16 protein-coding genes, 2 pseudogenes and 1 CRISPR repeat array (1 of these 19 cut by a window edge) are annotated in these 18,381 nt (G+C 35.2%); all 18 genes and pseudogenes read left to right on the forward strand.

What is annotated here, in order from left to right; genetic code table 11:
- Positions 1-20 precede the first annotated feature (20 nt).
- The 18 genes and pseudogenes from SCALIN_RS01675 to cas2 all read left to right on the forward strand — a co-directional run bounded on the left by SCALIN_RS01675 (position 21) and on the right by cas2 (position 15,713).
- Positions 21-1,640 (forward strand): NADH-quinone oxidoreductase subunit M, encoded by a 1,620-nt coding sequence (locus SCALIN_RS01675; protein ID WP_096892531.1) that lies wholly within the window; start codon positions 21-23, stop codon positions 1,638-1,640.
- Between the two features lie 3 nt (positions 1,641-1,643).
- Positions 1,644-3,095: an NADH-quinone oxidoreductase subunit N gene (locus SCALIN_RS01680; RefSeq protein ID WP_096892532.1), complete on the forward strand. Its 1,452-nt coding sequence runs from the start codon at positions 1,644-1,646 to the stop codon at positions 3,093-3,095.
- Between the two features lie 652 nt (positions 3,096-3,747).
- On the forward strand, positions 3,748-3,897 hold the full coding sequence (locus tag SCALIN_RS21900; protein WP_162532104.1) for a hypothetical protein: 150 nt from the start codon (positions 3,748-3,750) through the stop codon (positions 3,895-3,897).
- Positions 3,881-4,405, forward strand: a pseudogene (locus SCALIN_RS01685) (IS1634 family transposase); the annotation flags it as partial. The gene SCALIN_RS21900 and the pseudogene SCALIN_RS01685, both read left to right, overlap by 17 nt.
- A 139-nt stretch (positions 4,406-4,544) precedes the next feature.
- Positions 4,545-5,000, forward strand: coding sequence for a four helix bundle protein (locus tag SCALIN_RS01690; protein WP_096892534.1), 456 nt, complete (start codon positions 4,545-4,547; stop codon positions 4,998-5,000).
- A 533-nt stretch (positions 5,001-5,533) separates the two neighbouring features.
- A complete protein-coding gene (gene cas6, locus SCALIN_RS01700; RefSeq protein ID WP_096892536.1) occupies positions 5,534-6,370 on the forward strand; it encodes a CRISPR-associated endoribonuclease Cas6 in 837 nt (278 codons plus the stop codon).
- A 549-nt stretch (positions 6,371-6,919) separates the two neighbouring features.
- A complete protein-coding gene (locus SCALIN_RS23715; protein ID WP_096892642.1) occupies positions 6,920-7,039 on the forward strand; it encodes a CRISPR-associated endoribonuclease Cas6 in 120 nt (39 codons plus the stop codon).
- The gene (locus SCALIN_RS01710; protein WP_096892537.1) at positions 7,033-9,054 is read left to right on the forward strand and encodes a hypothetical protein; all 2,022 of its coding nucleotides are present in this window, start codon (positions 7,033-7,035) and stop codon (positions 9,052-9,054) included. The genes SCALIN_RS23715 and SCALIN_RS01710 overlap by 7 nt, the downstream gene beginning before the upstream one ends.
- Complete coding sequence (locus tag SCALIN_RS01715; protein ID WP_096892538.1) at positions 9,051-10,013, forward strand: type I CRISPR-associated protein Cas7; 963 nt, start codon at positions 9,051-9,053, stop codon at positions 10,011-10,013. The genes SCALIN_RS01710 and SCALIN_RS01715 overlap by 4 nt, the downstream gene beginning before the upstream one ends.
- A 50-nt stretch (positions 10,014-10,063) precedes the next feature.
- Positions 10,064-10,258 (forward strand): hypothetical protein, encoded by a 195-nt coding sequence (locus SCALIN_RS01720; RefSeq protein ID WP_096892539.1) that lies wholly within the window; start codon positions 10,064-10,066, stop codon positions 10,256-10,258.
- The gene (locus SCALIN_RS01725) at positions 10,245-10,577 is read left to right on the forward strand and encodes a type II toxin-antitoxin system PemK/MazF family toxin (protein WP_096892540.1); all 333 of its coding nucleotides are present in this window, start codon (positions 10,245-10,247) and stop codon (positions 10,575-10,577) included. Before SCALIN_RS01720 ends, SCALIN_RS01725 begins: the two co-directional genes overlap by 14 nt.
- A gap of 21 nt (positions 10,578-10,598) precedes the next feature.
- On the forward strand, positions 10,599-11,396 hold the full coding sequence (locus SCALIN_RS01730; RefSeq protein WP_096892541.1) for a Cas5 family CRISPR-associated protein: 798 nt from the start codon (positions 10,599-10,601) through the stop codon (positions 11,394-11,396).
- On the forward strand, positions 11,380-13,071 hold the full coding sequence (locus SCALIN_RS01735; RefSeq protein WP_096892542.1) for a CRISPR-associated endonuclease Cas3'': 1,692 nt from the start codon (positions 11,380-11,382) through the stop codon (positions 13,069-13,071). The genes SCALIN_RS01730 and SCALIN_RS01735 overlap by 17 nt, the downstream gene beginning before the upstream one ends.
- Before the next feature lie 35 nt (positions 13,072-13,106).
- Positions 13,107-13,283: pseudogene (locus tag SCALIN_RS23720) on the forward strand (hypothetical protein); the annotation flags it as partial.
- Positions 13,284-13,361: 78 nt separating this feature from the next.
- Entirely contained in the window at positions 13,362-13,949 is a 588-nt protein-coding gene (locus SCALIN_RS01740) for a hypothetical protein (protein ID WP_230406537.1), read from the forward strand.
- Positions 13,942-14,445: a CRISPR-associated protein Cas4 gene (cas4, locus tag SCALIN_RS01745; RefSeq protein ID WP_096892543.1), complete on the forward strand. Its 504-nt coding sequence runs from the start codon at positions 13,942-13,944 to the stop codon at positions 14,443-14,445. Before SCALIN_RS01740 ends, cas4 begins: the two co-directional genes overlap by 8 nt.
- Positions 14,446-14,451: 6 nt before the next feature.
- Entirely contained in the window at positions 14,452-15,447 is a 996-nt protein-coding gene (gene cas1b / locus SCALIN_RS01750) for a type I-B CRISPR-associated endonuclease Cas1b (protein ID WP_096892544.1), read from the forward strand.
- A complete protein-coding gene (gene cas2 / locus SCALIN_RS01755; protein WP_096892545.1) occupies positions 15,447-15,713 on the forward strand; it encodes a CRISPR-associated endonuclease Cas2 in 267 nt (88 codons plus the stop codon). The genes cas1b and cas2 overlap by 1 nt, the downstream gene beginning before the upstream one ends.
- 139 nt (positions 15,714-15,852) lie before the next feature.
- Positions 15,853-18,381: direct repeats of the CRISPR family, unit length 30 nt; unit sequence GTTTTTATATTACCTATGAGGAATTGAAAC (it continues 991 nt past the right edge of the window).

Consider the following 18,381-nt stretch of genomic DNA (forward strand, 5'->3'; position numbering starts at 1 on the left):
AGTTAAGGTTTTTATATATAATGAATTGTTCTTGTCCGATACTTACTATAGTTACATTTCTACCTCTATTTGGGGCGATATTTCTTCTCTTCATTAATGGTGAGAAGCAGGAGAGGATCAAGCGTATTGCCCTTGCGATCGCCATAGCGGATTTTATAATTTCACTGCCCCTGTTCTTCTTATTCAAATCAGATACATCTGAATTTCAATTTGTAAGAGATGTACCATGGATAAAAGAATTTGGAATAAATTATCATGTAGGTATTGACGGTATAAGCCTTTTTTTGTTCCTGTTGACAAGTTTCCTTACGATGATTTGCATACTGGCTTCGTGGAATGTAAAAAACAGGATAAAAGAGTATATGATCGCAATGCTTATTCTTGAGACAGGGATGCTGGGAGTATTCATCTCTCTTGACCTCTTTCTCTTTTACGTATTCTGGGAACTAATGCTGATCCCGATGTATCTGTTAATTGGTGTCTGGGGAGGCCCGCGAAGGATTTATGCTACAATAAAGTTTTTCGTCTATACAATGGCGGGTAGTGTTTTGATGCTGGTTGCCATATTGGTCCTTTATTTCAAATATCACAACGCAACAGGTGAATACACATTTGACCTGTTGAAAATATACAACCTTGACATTCCCATGGGGGCCCAATTCTGGCTCTTTCTTGCATTCTTTTTCGCGTTTGCGATAAAGGTACCGATGTTTCCGTTTCATACATGGTTGCCTGATGCTCATGTAGAGGCCCCAACAGCCGGCAGTGTTATACTGGCCGGTGTATTGTTGAAGATGGGGACTTATGGATTTATCCGTTTCAGTTTACCGATGTTTCCTTATGCAAGTCATCAGTTTGTACCTCTTATTGGCTGGCTGGCTGTTGCCGGTATTATTTATGGAGCGCTTGTAGCTATGGTACAGGAAGATCTCAAGAAGCTGGTCGCGTACTCAAGTGTCAGCCATCTTGGCTATGTAATACTGGGTATATTTGTGTTTAATGTCCAGGGAATGCAAGGTGCGATCCTTCAGATGATAAACCATGGCTTGAGTACAGGCGGATTGTTCCTGGCTGTTGGTATGTTATATGAAAGGAGACATACAAGGATGATTGCCGACTATGGCGGTGTTACGAAGAAAATGCCGATGTTCGCGGTCTTCTTTCTGATTATGACATTGTCATCTATCGGGCTGCCAGGGTTAAATGGTTTTGTAGGTGAATTCCTGGTATTACTTGGGACATTTAAGTCAAACGTGTACCTGGCAATTTTTGCGACAACCGGAGTAATTCTTTCAGCATGCTACATGCTCTGGATGTTCCAGAGGGTCATGTTCAATAAAATTACCAACCCGGAAAATGAGAAACTGAAAGATATTAACAAACGTGAATGGGCGCTGTTTTTGCCGATAACGATCCTTGTCTTCTGGATTGGTATTTACCCAAAACCCCTATTGTCACGAATGGATGCATCCGTAAATCATCTCTTAACACAGGTGGATGAAAAATATAAAATGATGTTGAATAGGTCGGGAAAGAGTGAAGATGGACTTGTAGTTAGTGAAAGTAAGAGTACGGATTATATAAAAAGTGAAGGCGTGATGAGTGGGCCTTCATATAACCATGTTAATGAGGTTGATTAGTCTATGGAAATAGTTATTCCTCCATTTGATTTAAAAAGTATAGCGCCCATCGTGATAATTTCTATCGCGGCGATATTAATACTTATTGCCGATGTCTTCTGCAGGAAGGTTTTCAAGGATAGTTTAGGATACATAAGTTTTCTCGTAGTTGCTGTTACGGGAGTCATTGCCTATGCACAGACAGGACAAAACGTATACTCATTCAGTGACATGTTTGTCGTAGATAACTTTTCAGTATTCTTCAATCTGGTATTCCTGTTCAGTACGTCTATTGTAATTCTCATGTCTGACAATTATATAAAACAGGAGGGGGTGAATTATGGTGAATACTACACGCTATTACTGTTTGCCACTGTTGGAATGATGCTGATGGCGGGTGCGTCTGACCTGCTCACGGTTTTTCTCGGGCTTGAAATAATGTCAATTTCGCTTTATGTACTGGCCGGTTTCACGCGGGACAAAGTACGTTCAAACGAAGCTTCTTTAAAATACTTTCTGCTTGGGGCGTTTGTAACAGGATTCCTTCTTTATGGTATCGCCTTGTTATACGGAGCGACCGGTACAACCAACCTGAAGGAAATTGCCGCATACATTTCTGAAAATTCCGGATTTTCAAACCCAATGATTATTGCCGGTGCCTCGCTGCTTATAGTTGGTTTTGGATTTAAGATTGCGTGTGTACCTTTTCATAAATGGTCTCCTGACGTTTACGAAGGTTCGCCAACACCGGTTACCGCTTTTATGTCGGTTGGGCCGAAGGCAGCCGCTTTTGCCATTTTTCTGAGAGTCTTTTTCGTGGCCCTGCCAGATCTCGAACAGAAGTGGTCAATAATTCTGTGGGTCCTGGCCGTCCTTACCATGACAGTGGGAAATCTGGTAGCCATTTCACAGACAAATATAAAAAGGATGTTGGCATACTCAAGCATCGCGCATGCGGGGTACGCGCTTGTTGCGATTATTGTTGGAGGTGATTACGGGATTGCTGGCCTGCTGTTCTATATGCTTGCGTATACATTTATGAACCTGGGTGCATTTGCTGTGATCATTGTGCTCGGTAGAAAAGGAGAGGAGAACGCCAATATTGAAGACTTTAGCGGTCTCGGTCAGAAACATCCTCTGCTGGCGGTAGTAATGTCCATATTCATGTTCTCCCTGGCAGGCATACCGCCATTAATAGGGTTTATGGGAAAATTCTACATCTTCAGTGCTGCTATTAAATCTGGATTTCTCATACTGGCGATTATTGGTGTAATCAACAGTGTGATATCCGTTTACTACTATTTAAGAGTTACCGTTGTAATCTATATGAAAAACCCTGAACGAGAATTCACGCCGCTTTCACTTTCACCATTCATCATCTTTGCTATCCTGGTTACCGTCTTCGGCACAATATTTTTCGGTATTTTCCCCTCAAAGATAATCGCGTTCGCCCAGAAGTCTGCTGTTTTGTTTTAACATATCCTCGTGCTAATTTGTGAAATTAGTGTCTAAAGCCTTCTTTGTCAATCTCTTTTTTCTTAACATAAAAAAACTGTATGATTATTATCACCTTTTTCTCAATTCAACATACATAAAACTATTCCGCACACAGGATGGAGTGGAGAGCTATTCTATACTAGATGTTTAAGTTAAAAAAGGATTTAGACACATGAAACGTCTTGCCTGAAACCATTTTACTCGAATCATAACCTAAGTTCGACAAACAATTCTAAGAAAAGAGTGTAAAGTCGACTGAATCAAATAAAAACAAGTTGTAATTTAATTTTATTGTTTACCCAGTCACAGTGATGTGTAGTACTTGCTCTTGGAAATAAATTGCTCTGCTTGCCAAAGTCGCCCCCCATTGCGATAATCAGTATCATTATGTTTATTCGCGAAAAGACAAAAAAGTCCAGGGGCAAAAAGATATATATTTGACATCAGCTGATAGAATCAGTTCGCACCACAGCAGGCCCGAGACAGCAAATAGTTTTAAATCCTGGATAGCTTCAGCTACCTGAAGATAAATGGAAAGAGCTTGCCAATTGTATTGAAGAATTGTTAACCAATTAAAGACGTTGCAGTAAAAGAAAACACTCAATATGAGCAAGGAGCAATAGAACGAGAGTTGTCGAATCGTGCGAAGGAGATATTTTCTCTAAAAGAGATAGAAATTTTATATGATTTAACGAATACCTATTTCGAAGGAAGCAAGAGGGGTAGTATAATAGCCAAGCATTACAAGTCAAAGGAGAAACAGGAAGCAGACGGACGGTAAAGTGACTGATAATCAATTTGAAAAAAATGAGCAATGCGCACAAATGAGGCATCGCTTGGTACCTATGTGTTACGGACAAACCGTCCTGATCTTTGTTCTGAGGAGATATCCAGCATTCATAGATCTCTGACAACACGAGTAGATAGTTTTAGAAACATGAAAGGCAATCTGGGTTTGCGTCCAAACGTTCATCATGCCGATATCCCAACTCTTGCCCATGTACATATCGCAGTATTGGCTTATCATATGCTTACAGGCATATTAAAAAAATTACGAACAGCGGATGTTCATTATAATTGGAATACGATTCGTAATATTCTTGCAACACATGTAAGGGTAACAACCAATATGAACACAGAGGATGGACACGTTATTGACGTCAGAACATACACAACCAACAGAAAAGCAGCATATGATTTACAAAAAGCTACATATTAAACATACACCTTTAGGAAGGAAATACATGAAATCATCTGTTAAAATGCAAAGATGTAGTGCCGAAAATTGAGACACGGAAAACTTAATTACCTGTAATTATGAGAGCTGAAAATTTTATTTGTTGAACTTCGGCTAATAACCGTTCTCCTTTATGAACAGCTTAAACAGTTTAAACAATTTCTTTACAATTTTTACATGGAGGTAATACAATGTCTGCTAAATATTTCGAAGATTTAGAAGCCTGGAAACTGTCAAGAAAATTGACAAATCAGATTTATAAGATAAGTAATGATGGCAGATTTGCCAGAGACTACGGTCTACGTGATCAGATAAGGAGGGCCGCGGTTTCAATCATGTCAAACATTGCTGAAGGATATGAAAGAAACGGTAATCAGGAATTTATTCAATTTCTCTCAATAGCAAAAGCATCATGTGGCGAAGTAAGATCACAACTATACGTCGCTATGGACCAATCCTATATCATCAAAACAAAGAGTGAGCAATTAATTGATGAATGCAGGAAACTTTCAATCATGATAAATAACTTTATTGAGTACCTGAAAGGAAGTAAATATAAAGGTACTAAATACAAGATACCAGAGCAGAAAACCACAAAAGAAAAACTGGATGAAATGGTAAAACAGATTAAAGCAAAGTCTAAGTAAATTGTATAAACAGTGTAAACGGCTAGAACAGATTAAAAAGTTTAATCCGTTTAAACCGCTTAAACCGTTTAATCGGATTAAACGGTTTGAACGGCTTTTTATATTTCCATTTAGCCCTGAGGATCTGAACAAGTGTAGTAGAGAAAATACGGGAAAAATAGTCTTAAAAGCAATTGTTTCAATAATCAACATAGTGTTTAAAAAGGTAACACAATGATGGAAGTAAAAAAATATTGTGTTAATTCTGTGTTATTTTAAAAAATTAAAATCAGCTTAAGGCTGAGGTGATTAACCTGGCCCGGTCGGAACTGATTCATCCGGGCAGGAGGGGAAACTCTTTCTGCAAAAACTCTGTTTTTTTTGAAGGCCGGTTTTCTTATCCAACACGAATATTGAAACTGATACTATTAAAATTAACAATTGGCAACAATTTTGCAAATCAAAGAGAATCTTACAAAATCCTAAATTACGACCTGCATAATTCTAAAACTAAAGCTCGATGAAATTTAAAGTCACCTGATAAGAAACACGACATGTTTTATCAGACAGAAATACGACGCAGTAATTTTCGTCGATGGCTTAACTTGAATATCATGAAATTGAAAATATCTCTTATTTCGGACAAAGAAGTTGTTCTACCAAAAGAGTTTAACTACATAACCCAGGCTCTGATTTATCAGCTTATTGACAAAGTGCCTGCCCAATGGCTGCATGAAGATGGTTTTAAAGTAGAAAAACGATCTTTCAAACTATTTGTATTCTCATCAATTCTTGAAAAAGCTAAATATTATAAGCAAAAGGTGATTTTTACCTTTCCTCACGCAATCAGTTTTTACATTTCTTCCCCTGTTTCCTGGATTCTTGAGCAGGTGGCAAAGAATACGGTTTTCCCTGCCCGACATCTTTCTGGTGGGAGCGAGAGGATAATGTTTGGTCAGAACAAAATGAGTATTTCATCAGTTGAAATCATAAAGAATGATGAAATAACAGAAAACAAGATAAGGATCAACGCTCTGACTCCTATAGAAATCCATTCAACTCTTCTGAAAGGAGACGGCAGTAAAAAAACCTACTACTACTCTCCATCAGAAACAGAGTACAGCGAATTAATAAGCGAAAATCTCAGAAAGAAATGGGAAGCATATTACAAAGAAAATTGTCCATACAATATTACAACCGAACCGGTACAGATTAAATATTGCAGGGAAAGGATAAGGTCTTTCAAAGGCACAGTCATAAAGGGTTGGACAGGCCATTTCTGGATTGAAGGCGAACCGGAGTTCCTGCAGTTTGCATTCGCAGTGGGACTGGGATCGAGGAATAGTAGCGGGTTTGGGTTTATTGAAAAAGTAGAGAGAGCAGGAGTTTAAGTAATTTTTACAGTTCTAACGCTTTTACAACTTGAACAGTTTGAACAATTTAAATCATTTATATATGGCACGAAAGCAGATCACCCGCACTTGTTATTTGCCTTGTGACTGACGACCTTTTTGTTGATGCAAAGTATCTGATTCGAATGACAAAATTGCTTACGTTGAACTGTTCGAACAGTTTGTATTCATTTGCTCCGTTTGAACAGCTTAAACCACTTGAACTGCTTAAACAACTTAACCTGTTTAATTGGCTTGAATGGTTTAAGCTACTTAACCCGTTTAAACAGTTAGTATATTGAAGAGTAAGCACAGATTTGACTCGACGTACACTGAAGAAACTGAGGGCATCCGTCCAGGTAGAATGTCTCGGAAGAAGTCAGCATGTTAAATGGCAGAAGACAAAAAACGGGAATCAGGTTATACCCGATTATATAGGTAATTAGTTGGGTAATAAAAAAATTGATCATGTGTAGATGATATATTGCGTGCAAAGGATTAGGACTTTTAAAAGCCACAATCATAAAGGTCTGGACCGGTCACTTCTAGCTGGAAAGAAAACCGGAGTTACTACAATTTGCGATTACGGCTGGATTGAGATCGAGGAATAGCAGCGGGTTTGGGTTTGTTGAAAAAGTGGAGAAAAGAAAGGGAATAAAAGAATGCTGAAAGAGATTGTTGAGTTTTCTACGAAATTAGAAGATGCCGGGATTTATGAAATGGTTAACGAAGAAGAGAAGAAACTTGATAAACCTGTTATGGTTATTCCGGTCACCGATGATCTGAAAGAAATTAAAACGGATGATATATATTTTGTTTTTAAAGACATAAAAGATGGGGCGGTTGAAAACGGAGTTACTGTAAAAAAGCAATATGTCATTTTAGATGGAAAGAAAGAAAACGAGATCAAATGGGAAATGAAGAATAGCGAAGACAACCCATCAAATTTGAAAAATTGTTCTAATGAAAACGTACAATGGCAGAATATACTAAAGTCGTTATCTATTTATACAAAAAAACCGTCTAATGATCCTAAGGGTAATAAAAGCATAGGGAGTAACAAAGGTACAAATTCATACAGTCTACTTATTTTTGAAGGCAAGTTTGACAGTGGTACATTAAGTAACAGGAAGTTTAAAGGCGACATCTTTAATTGCAAGCAAGGTTTTTCACAAAAACTGGTAGACACATACAGGAAATCAAATATTCTAAAAGGTCTGCCGGCTGATTTAAATGAAGAGTTGAAGGATAATTATTTAAAGTTGTTTAGTTCTGTAGGTTCAGATGCCAATATAACTGACATCTGGAAAAAAATTGATGGATTAAAAAACATGCTATCCGTTTTAGATGAAAAAAAGAATGAGTGGAAATTTCCTGGCAATGCAATGTTTGTTATATTTAAACTTCCTGATATTTTTTATTCACAAGAAAACAATTACAAGATATGGCATGATAAATATCTACAAAAGAAGATATTTAAAGAACAATTGGACAAATATCCACAGGGTGATTGTTGTGCTTGTAATAAAAAAAATATAAGCATTTATATTCCCAATGCATTTCATAATTTGGATCAAGGAAAACCTTTTTTAAAGCATCATGATAGATTTGTCGATTACAACATTGAGGTATGTGAAACATGTTCACTAGACATTTATAAATTTCAGGAATATTTTTTAAACAAACTTAAGGTCACATTGTTCCCTCTGTTTATCAATACAAATGACAGAGAAAATGTCATTAATTTTTTTAAGAAGGAAGGTAAGGTAACGAAAAAAGGATTCAAAGAGATTATTCATGAAGTTTATAAAAACAGTTCAAACGAAGAATTAGACTTTTATCTGATTATTTATAATTGGAATGATAAAATAATCGCCTTTGACTATATTACAGGTTTTAAATTTAAAATGTATGGAGAAATTATATTTTCAATTGAGAGTACGCTTGATAAGTTCTTTTTTAATAAAAAACTTATAAATCACTACTTTTCAGAAATTAAAGAGAAAAAAAAGAAAGGTTCTAAAAAAGAAAGCAAGGTACCAAAAGGTGCCGAACGTGGTAATCATCAAATGGATATTCTTGTATACAAATATAGGCAACAGCTTTTTGATTATTTTTATAGAGCAAAATATACAGGATTATCACAAAAAATCTTAGCTGATATCTATTTTGATTCTCTGAAAGTGAGACTTAGGGAGTTTTTCGATAAAAAAGAGGATAATAAAACAACGTATTACAACCTTAAAAATATGAGCGATGTCTATTTTGATTTAGACAGTATATTCAGCAAAAAGGAGACAAAAATGGAAACCGTAGAAAGGATTAAAAAGGAGGGGAAGATTACGGATAAAGAGAGTTTCGCCTATTATGCAGGACAAATAGCCTACTATCTTTTAAACCAATCAAAGTCCTCTGAAAAAACACATGCCATGATAGAGCCATTCATAAACATGAATAATTTTGGACTACTTGCTGAAAGGATTAAGGAATTGTTTAATTCCTACAAACATGCCATTCCGCTTAATGCTAAAAGATTTAATGAAATGTTTTCAGGAATGTCGGGATTCCTTTACGACAACAAAGAAGAGAAGTTCACCAGGGAGTTAATAACTCTTTTTTATGCCGGTTATTTTAATAGTAACGAAAATATTTTTTATGCTTCGTCAAAGGAGGGAGAAAAGTGAACGAAACTAAAGAAACAAAACAAGATGAAAGTGAATTCAAAAGCAGATGTTATGGAATTATTGTAATAAAGAGTGAAAACAGTAATTTTAATGCTGACTTTACCGGTAATCCAAGAAGGTTGCCTGATGAAAATGGGACTATCTACGCAACTGATAAGGCATTAAAGTATGCCATTAGAAAATACTGGGTAGATAACAGTCAGAATGTCTTTGTCTGGAAAACCTTCAGAAAAGATAACGGTAAGTATCTGCCATATACTCTTGAAGAAAGATACAAAAATATGAAAGAAAAACTAGAGAAAGAGACGCCTCTGGAAGTTTTCGCGGAATGTATTGATACAAAACTGTTTGGGATTACCTTCGCAATGCAATCCGCTACAGAAGGAGAAAGTAAAAATATATCTCTTACCGGCCCTGTTCAAATAAGCTATGGAGTAAACAAGTATGTAGAAAATATTATTTTCTCAAATGACATACTTTCTCCATACGCTACAGATTCCGGAGACAAAAGTTCAACAATAGGAAATGAAAACAAGGCAAAGGAGATTTATTATGTGTACGATTTTGTAGTAAACCCTTCAAACATACTTAACCATTATGAAGATAATCCCGAAGTGCAGGAGAAAATGATGCTTAGGGTAGGAGATATAGACAGCCTGAAAGATGCTCTTAAAAATGCCGTAACAAACCTGAACACCGCATCAAAGGTTGGGTCTGAAAACATGCTTACTCTGTTTATAACGATGAATGAAGGATCAAAAGTACAAATCCCTACCTTAAAAAGTCTTGTAAGGATAACAAAAAACAGTGGAAATCCTACAATAGATTTTACATCAGTAGTGAAAACGCTTAATAATTATGGAGAAAAGAGTATGGAATTGTATTACGATAACACTTTGATTGATGTGAAAGGTTGTGACCAAATTGATAACAAACATCAATCAAATAACAAGTATTAATTGTTGTTCTCATTTATTTCATTAATAATATTATATTGGAGGTAACTTTTATGGCTATTACTGCAATACAGGGCGTTTGTCATGATGGTAAAATAGAACCATTGGAAAAAATTCCTTACAAAACGGATAAGAAGGTTATCATTGTTTTTCTGGATGACGCAGAAGATAGGATATGGGAAAACGCTGTAGCTGAAGATTTTGTGAAGGGATACTCGGAAAAGGATACCGCTTATGACAAACTATGATTTTGGCGATATATTACTCGTGAAATTTCCCTATAGCGAAGAAAAAGGAGAAACTAAAAGGCCAGTGGTTGTTTTAGCACAGACAGATGTAAAGGACATTGTTGTGGCAAAGGTGACCAGTATGGAACAAAGAGGCGAATATGATATAGCAATAGATAATTGGAAACACGTGGGCTTATTATATCCCTCCATTGTTAGAATAGATAAATTGGCTACTCTTTCAAAAGAGAGATTGACAAGAAAACTTGGAGTGCTGAATGATTCATATAAGCCCAATATAATCTATAAGATAAAACAACTGTTTAAAATAGAGAATTAAAATGAATACTGGAGAAAATCAATGAACGTATTCTCTTTTGACATTGCCGGAGATATGGCATTCTTCAAAAAAAACGATGCCAATGACATGGTGTATACAAGCTACAACTTTCTGCATAAACCGGTGACATTGGGTATTATTGGTGCTATCCTTGGAATTTCCGGTTACTCGAAATCCAAGTCAAATCAACATCCTGACTTTTACACAAATTTAATGGATATGAAAATTGCCATACTTCCCCATTATGAGAAACCTTTAAAAAAAGTTATTACAGGTTTTAATAATGCTTCTGGGCTTGCATCAAGAAGTACAAAGAAACAAGGCGAGACATGGCAGATAAGAGAGCAAATTCTTATGGGAGAACCGGAAATCAGATATACGGTGATTATTCTTAATAATGATTCAATTCAGGACAACTTGATGAGTAATCTGAAGCACTTATTAAAAAACAGAGAATCCGAATATCCTCTCTATTTCGGTAAAAATGAGTTTTTTGCCTATCATGAGAAATATCAAGAATATGAAGCAACACCATTGTCCGATACAGAGGCATCTGTCTGTAGTTTAATTAAAACAGGTGATGAAAATACAACAATTTTTAGAGAAACAACTTTTGAAAATTTTGACCCATTTGAAAGAACATCAAATAAAGGCTATACAATATTTGAATACCTTCCTTACGATTTTGATGAACGGGGCTTTTACAAAAAGGATATGTTCGTCCTGACTCAACGAGAAATAATAATAAAAGATAAAACAGGCTTTTATACACTTGTAACTAAAAACGGAGGAGAACCGTTCAATGTTCAGTTTATTTAATGTAGATTTAAAAGGTATTAAAGCGTTTGCTCATTCAAAGAAAGATTGCCTTAAGGAGCAGTTCCACATACATTGTGATAAAACATTGTCCCACTTTGACGACATAATAGACACTTATGAAATTGAGAGCATCTTCTACCAGCTACTAACAGATATCGATGAGGACGATAGTGTTGACATCGAAAAGCTTTTAAAGATTATGCGGGAATTTGTGATTTTTCATGATATTGGCAAATTAACTCCTGAATTTCAGGCAAAACTGGATGGTGAAAAGAATAAGACAACGCATAGTGATAAAAGTTTTTTTGTTTTGGTATATGCGGTTCTGAAATTGAAAAAAACTGATAATATCAACAACAAAGAGTTCATAATACTTTTCCTTCTTCTCTATTCAGTATACAAACATCATGGCAGGTTAAATGATATACTTGATGACATTCAAAACTTTTCATACAGGGTTGATAGTAACGTTTTGGTTGACATTCTTAAACAACTTAATGAAGCGCCGAATGACGATATTCTTGAAATAATGTCGGCAAGAGGATTCTGGCAAAAATGGAACGATCGCGGCACAAGAGAGCTTGTAAGAAAGCTATCGAAAGACTCCCTGTCATTCTTTGTCCTTGTAAAGATGTTTCACTCCTGCCTGATTTCATCTGACTATTTTGCAACAATGGAATATAAGACAGGACAAAAACCTAATTACGACACTCTTAATAATGTATTAAATGAAGAAATTTCTAAAAATTTCCATGAAACTGACGAATTTGAAATTAATCTAGAAAAGGAAATAAATTTTAATGTAAATATTAATAAAGAGAGAAATAGTCTCAGGAATACAAATATTGATGATCTTAAATGGTCTGATAATCTGGAGCGGAAAGAAACGCTCAACAAGATGCGTTCAATTTTAAATGTTATTACGGAAGACAATATTGAGGATATCCTGAAAGAGCAATCCGATAGTAGAACGTTTTTTCTCCACATACCTACGGGTGGAGGTAAAACAAATATTTCACTACGTTTAGCATTAAAGATTATGGAAAAGAGGGAGATAAAAAAGATATTCTATGTTTTTCCTTTTATTAATTTGATTGAACAAAGCTATGAAGCACTTGGAAAGTTTATAGGTTTGGGAAATATGGCCCGTCTGGATTCGAGATTTATCGATTCTTCAGACAATGAAGAGAAGTATCAGGACGACAATACAGTATTTGCAAATTATGTTGAAAATCTGTTTTTCAACAAACCTGTTCTTTTCATGAGCCATGTAAAATTCTTTGATCTTTTCTTCAGGAATGACAAAAACTCCAATTATAACTTTTATCAATTGGCCAATAGTGTTGTCATAATAGATGAAATCCAGGCATATAAAGATACTGTATGGACAGAAGTCGCTCATATTTTTAACATAATAGGTAGATTTCTTAATACCCATTTTATCGTAATGAGCGCAACGCTTCCAAGGCTGGATATACTTTCGAATTCATTATTTCATCAAATAATACCTGAAGACACATCCAGCAAAGTATTCAAACATGAGGTGTTTAAAAGGACAAAAATAATACCTGACAAAAAACTAAAAATCAATGATTCAAAGGATAAAAACAAATTCAACAAATTGGTAAACCGGATAAAAAAACTTGATAAAAAAACAAGATTCTTGTCGTTCTGAATACGGTAAAAGACTCTTTCGATTTATACTTAAAAATACAGAGTGAAAAAACAATATCTGGAAAATATGAGATTTACCTACTTAATTCAACAATTATAGATACAAGAAAAAAAGCTATACTTAAAATATGTAAAGATAAAAACACGAAGGTTATCCTTGTATCTACTCAATCAGTTGAGGCCGGCGTTGATATTGATTTTGATATAGGGTTTAGAGCTTATGCACCATTCGATAGTATCGTTCAGGTCGCAGGTAGGATAAACAGGAATAGCAGCAAAGAGTGCTGTGAAATGTTTGTATTTGAAGACGGTACAAGCAAAAACGTTTACAGAAAAGATTCTAAATCAATAGAAACGAATGATGATACTTCTGTCAAATCCTTCTTTAGTAAAAAAATCATTGATGAAAATAGTGAAATAAAAGAATTCTACGAAAGGGTTATAACTGGAATTGATCAAAAAAACAAGACACCATTTATTGATAACTCTCAAACAAACATATCCGATATCAGGAATCTGTTTTTAAGACAGGTAGATCGAAATGTACATCTGATTGAAGGTGATACAATTTCTCTTTATATCCCTTATGATGAAACCGGTGAAAAATTATGGAGTGAATACAAAGCGCTCCTTGACGAAGAAAAATGTCTTGAAAATGCGATACTAATCAAAGAATTTAGAAAACAATTGATACCTTACTCAATAAATATTTTTAACCGCTATACAAAGTACGGAAAATTAAAACAAATAATTGATGAAGAAATAAGGTACGGATTTTACTATTGTGAAAACTGGCCTAAATATTACAACCTGGAGACGGGACTTGATCAGGAGGAATTTAAAAGGATAGTCGGAGAAAGAGAGGCTCTTTTTGTATGACTTGGCAAGAGTAACAGGTTCAATTTTGCAGGCATTTGTTATCTGCCCGAGACAGGCATGGCTTATGTCAAGGAATATATCCGGCAATCAGTATAATGAATTTATCGCAATCGGCCGTTTGCTTTCAGGTGAAACATACAAAAGGGACAAGAAAGAGATAATGATAGGCGGTAACAAAATTGACGTCATCAGACAGAAAAATGGCATTATCAATCTGATTGAAACTAAAAAGAGTTCCCGGATGCTCGAAGCGTCACAGATGCAACTGCTCTTATATCTCTATAATTTCTCAAAAAAAGGCCAAACCATCAAAGGTGAAATCAGAGTACCAAAAGAAAAAAAGGTGATTCCTGTGGAATTATCAGATGAACGCATTGTTGAGGTGGAAAATTTGATATCAGAAATTAAGTGTATGCTTCAAAAGGAATCTACGCCTGCTAAAGTATGGATTAAGTTTTGTAAAACATGTTCCTATCTGGAATTCTGCTGGTCATAAACAATCATGAAAGAAACCATATATATATTTTCAAACGGACGCCTTAAACGGAAAGACAACACTCTTTTCTTTGAAACCGAAGATGGGAATAAGAAATTTATTCCTGTTGAAAATACAAAAGAGATCTTTATGTTCGGTGAGAACGACCTGAACTCTAAGGTACTCAACTTTCTCTCTCAAAACGAAATAGTCCTCTCATACTTCAATTACTTCGGCTACTACGCGGGTAGCTTTTACCCCAGGGAGCATTATAACTCAGGCTTTATGATACTCAAACAGGCAGACCATTATACCGATGAAACGAAGAGGAAGTTTATCGCTAAGAGATTTATTGAAGGTGCCGTGAAAAACTGTCTGAAAATCCTGAAATATTATGAAAGGAGGGGAAAAGACCTGATACAACATATTGACGATATAGAAGAGACTCTTGCTAAACTTGAAGAACAGGAAAGTATTGAGAAGGCGATGGCAATCGAGGGTCAGATAAAGCAGATATACTACAACACTTTTAATAATATTATTGACAATCCTGAGTTCTCCTTTGAAAGGCGGACAAAAAGACCACCCAGGGACTATTTGAACACGTTGATAAGTTTTTCAAATTCAATGATATATACCTATGTGCTTTCAGAGATATACCAGACTCATCTTGATCCGCGTATTGGCTTTCTACATACAACCAACTTCAGACGGTTTACACTCAATCTTGACGTGGCCGAGATATTTAAACCTGTTATCGGCGACAGGACAATCTTCTCGGTAATTAACAAGAAGATCATTACGGAGAACGATTTTGAAAGACAGTTGAATGGGATATTGCTGAAAGACACCGCCAGGAAAAAATTTATTCAATATATGGAAGAGCGCCTTAAACAGACAATTAAACACTCCGGCCTGAAGAAGCAGGTAAGCTATAGAAGGCTCATGAGGCTGGAACTTTATAAACTGGAGAAACATCTCATGGGTGAGGATCAATACAAACCCTTTGTTATGGAGTGGTAATGTTTGTAATTCTTTATTATGATGTTAATAGTAAGCGCTGTGGAAAAATGCTTAAGACCTGCAGGAAACATCTCCAGTGGGTACAGAACTCGGTTTTTGAAGGTGAAATGTCTGATGCCGGATATGAAAAAATGATTTTAGAGTTGAGAAAAATTATTAAAGTAGATAGCGAAGACTCAATTGTTGTTTATAAATTCAGGCACATGAAGTACTACGACAGATGTGTCTATGGTACGGATAAAAAAGAGGATATTAAATTCATCTAATATCTGTCGACCTTAAATAGTGTAAAAAAGGTTGAGGACCGACAGAAACAGACCATAATCTAATGGTTTTATTGATCAATTTGCTATGTGACATTATAACATATAAGCAAAAATCTGCCGTATCCCGCTTAAAAGGCGGGTTTTTATATTACCTATGAGGAATTGAAACGATTTCCCTTGATGAACATTTTTTGCGCTACTACCTCCGTTTTTATATTACCTATGAGGAATTGAAACAATTATTAGAAAGGAAATTAAAAAAATATGATTAATGTTTTTATATTACCTATGAGGAATTGAAACAATTATTAGAAAGGAAATTAAAAAAATATGATTAATGTTTTTATATTACCTATGAGGAATTGAAACCTAGAAGCCAAAATACCTGTTCTTCTGTATCTTTCCGTTTTTATATTACCTATGAGGAATTGAAACTTTTTAAACTATTATTTTTTTCAAATTGGGTGTCGGTTTTTATATTACCTATGAGGAATTGAAACATTGGTCTAGGTGACAGATAAATTAATAAATTTTATGTTTTTATATTACCTATGAGGAATTGAAACTCCGCTATGGCGGTAACTCTTGCGATTGGAGGATTGGTTTTTATATTACCTATGAGGAATTGAAACGAATCAGGCACAACTCCACAGGGAAATCTAGCAGCGTTTTTATATTACCTATGAGGAATTGAAACGGGGTTCTGTGATATCGGCAATTGAATTAAAACGTGTTTTTATATTACCTATGAGGAATTGAAACGAGATTCGGTACACAAGCTATTGTCAGACCGCATCGTTTTTATATTACCTATGAGGAATTGAAACTTGCGCTAGTGCGCATTTAACGTACCGTGATAATAGTTTTTATATTACCTATGAGGAATTGAAACGTTATAGAAATCTAATCGTTGCCGCCACAGGAACTGGTTTTTATATTACCTATGAGGAATTGAAACTTATAAATAAATTATCAAGTGAAAAACAAAATAAACGTTTTTATATTACCTATGAGGAATTGAAACCAAGCAGATCACCGCGCCTGTCACCTGTAAAGGATTGGTTTTTATATTACCTATGAGGAATTGAAACATGGAATGTTCCTAGAGATGAAAGACACGAAAAAAACGTTTTTATATTACCTATGAGGAATTGAAACCGATATTTAACAACGAAGATTTTGAACAATCAGCAGTTTTTATATTACCTATGAGGAATTGAAACGTGTTTTAACTTTTGTTATAGTTGCTGCATAATCTAGTTTTTATATTACCTATGAGGAATTGAAACCACACAGACCGTTTATAATATTTTCTACCTTTGCCGTTTTTATATTACCTATGAGGAATTGAAACCCCACTGTTTAAGCTTACCCGGCTTAAACTCAAGCGTTTTTATATTACCTATGAGGAATTGAAACCACATTATTTCACGTGCCATTATTACCCTCCTTACAGTTTTTATATTACCTATGAGGAATTGAAACAGCTGTGATTCTCTACCATGACATGTCTGTTTTGGGTTTTTATATTACCTATGAGGAATTGAAACAGCTACAGTCGTAGCGACATCGGCTAATGGTTATGAGTTTTTATATTACCTATGAGGAATTGAAACTGCCGTAGTTCACGACTATTGTTCCGGCAAAGTAGGTTTTTATATTACCTATGAGGAATTGAAACAAACTACAATGTCTGGCTGGATATCATACCTGGTACGTTTTTATATTACCTATGAGGAATTGAAACTTCGCATCTGTTTTGCCTGACATGTATCTTGACAGGTTTTTATATTACCTATGAGGAATTGAAACTCACGTACAAACAGTCGCGCAGAGAGTATCCGAAGGGTTTTTATATTACCTATGAGGAATTGAAACAAGGTACTGTGGGAAGAGGAAGATTGCACGGGTCTGGTTTTTATATTACCTATGAGGAATTGAAACATAGTACGATTCATAAAAGTAACACGAATCTTGCAAGTTTTTATATTACCTATGAGGAATTGAAACTCAAGGTTGACGGAAACAGGCAAAGAGTGAAGGGAAGGTTTTTATATTACCTATGAGGAATTGAAACTTAGCGGTTCCGTCGGAATATATTTCTTTGTTTAACGTTTTTATATTACCTATGAGGAATTGAAACTTTTATGGAGATAAAGAAAAAGAATTTGCTCTTATGGTTTTTATATTACCTATGAGGAATTGAAACTCTTTTAACAGAACTCATGGTCATAAGACTGCATTCGTTTTTATATTACCTATGAGGAATTGAAACCGAAACAGCATCCGCAAAAGCTAATTCAGTTTTAAAGTTTTTATATTACCTATGAGGAATTGAAACATCTTTCTTCAGTATTGTCATCTAGTTTTTCTAATACGTTTTTATATTACCTATGAGGAATTGAAACCAGTTAAAAAAATTAGTTTTTAGGGTAAAAATTCCGTTTTTATATTACCTATGAGGAATTGAAACAGTAAGGCAATTGGTCTAGGTTTTTTTTGAAAGGAAAGTTTTTATATTACCTATGAGGAATTGAAACCAGATTAATACTGGATCGCATCCTTCGATACAACCTGTTTTTATATTACCTATGAGGAATTGAAACATCTTGGAGGTTTCTTAAACTTAAATAAAAAGAAAGTTTTTATATTACCTATGAGGAATTGA

It is taken from the genome of Candidatus Scalindua japonica (genome assembly GCF_002443295.1).
GTDB classification, from domain to species: Bacteria; Planctomycetota; Brocadiia; order Brocadiales; family Scalinduaceae; genus Scalindua; species Scalindua japonica.

What these genes read in the sequence shown, in the direction of transcription:
- SCALIN_RS01675 (WP_096892531.1), top strand. Translation starts at nt 21, where the DNA reads ATGAATTGTTCTTGTCCGATACTTACTATAGTTACATTTCTACCTCTA.
- SCALIN_RS01680 (WP_096892532.1), top strand. Translation starts at nt 1,644, where the DNA reads ATGGAAATAGTTATTCCTCCATTTGATTTAAAAAGTATAGCGCCCATC.
- SCALIN_RS01690 (WP_096892534.1), top strand. Translation starts at nt 4,545, where the DNA reads ATGTCTGCTAAATATTTCGAAGATTTAGAAGCCTGGAAACTGTCAAGA.
- cas6 (WP_096892536.1), top strand. Translation starts at nt 5,534, where the DNA reads ATGTTTTATCAGACAGAAATACGACGCAGTAATTTTCGTCGATGGCTT.
- SCALIN_RS01710 (WP_096892537.1), top strand. Translation starts at nt 7,033, where the DNA reads ATGCTGAAAGAGATTGTTGAGTTTTCTACGAAATTAGAAGATGCCGGG.
- SCALIN_RS01720 (WP_096892539.1), top strand. Translation starts at nt 10,064, where the DNA reads ATGGCTATTACTGCAATACAGGGCGTTTGTCATGATGGTAAAATAGAA.
- SCALIN_RS01725 (WP_096892540.1), top strand. Translation starts at nt 10,245, where the DNA reads ATGACAAACTATGATTTTGGCGATATATTACTCGTGAAATTTCCCTAT.
- SCALIN_RS01730 (WP_096892541.1), top strand. Translation starts at nt 10,599, where the DNA reads ATGAACGTATTCTCTTTTGACATTGCCGGAGATATGGCATTCTTCAAA.
- SCALIN_RS01735 (WP_096892542.1), top strand. Translation starts at nt 11,380, where the DNA reads ATGTTCAGTTTATTTAATGTAGATTTAAAAGGTATTAAAGCGTTTGCT.
- SCALIN_RS01740 (WP_230406537.1), top strand. Translation starts at nt 13,362, where the DNA reads ATGTTTGTATTTGAAGACGGTACAAGCAAAAACGTTTACAGAAAAGAT.
- cas1b (WP_096892544.1), top strand. Translation starts at nt 14,452, where the DNA reads ATGAAAGAAACCATATATATATTTTCAAACGGACGCCTTAAACGGAAA.
- cas2 (WP_096892545.1), top strand. Translation starts at nt 15,447, where the DNA reads ATGTTTGTAATTCTTTATTATGATGTTAATAGTAAGCGCTGTGGAAAA.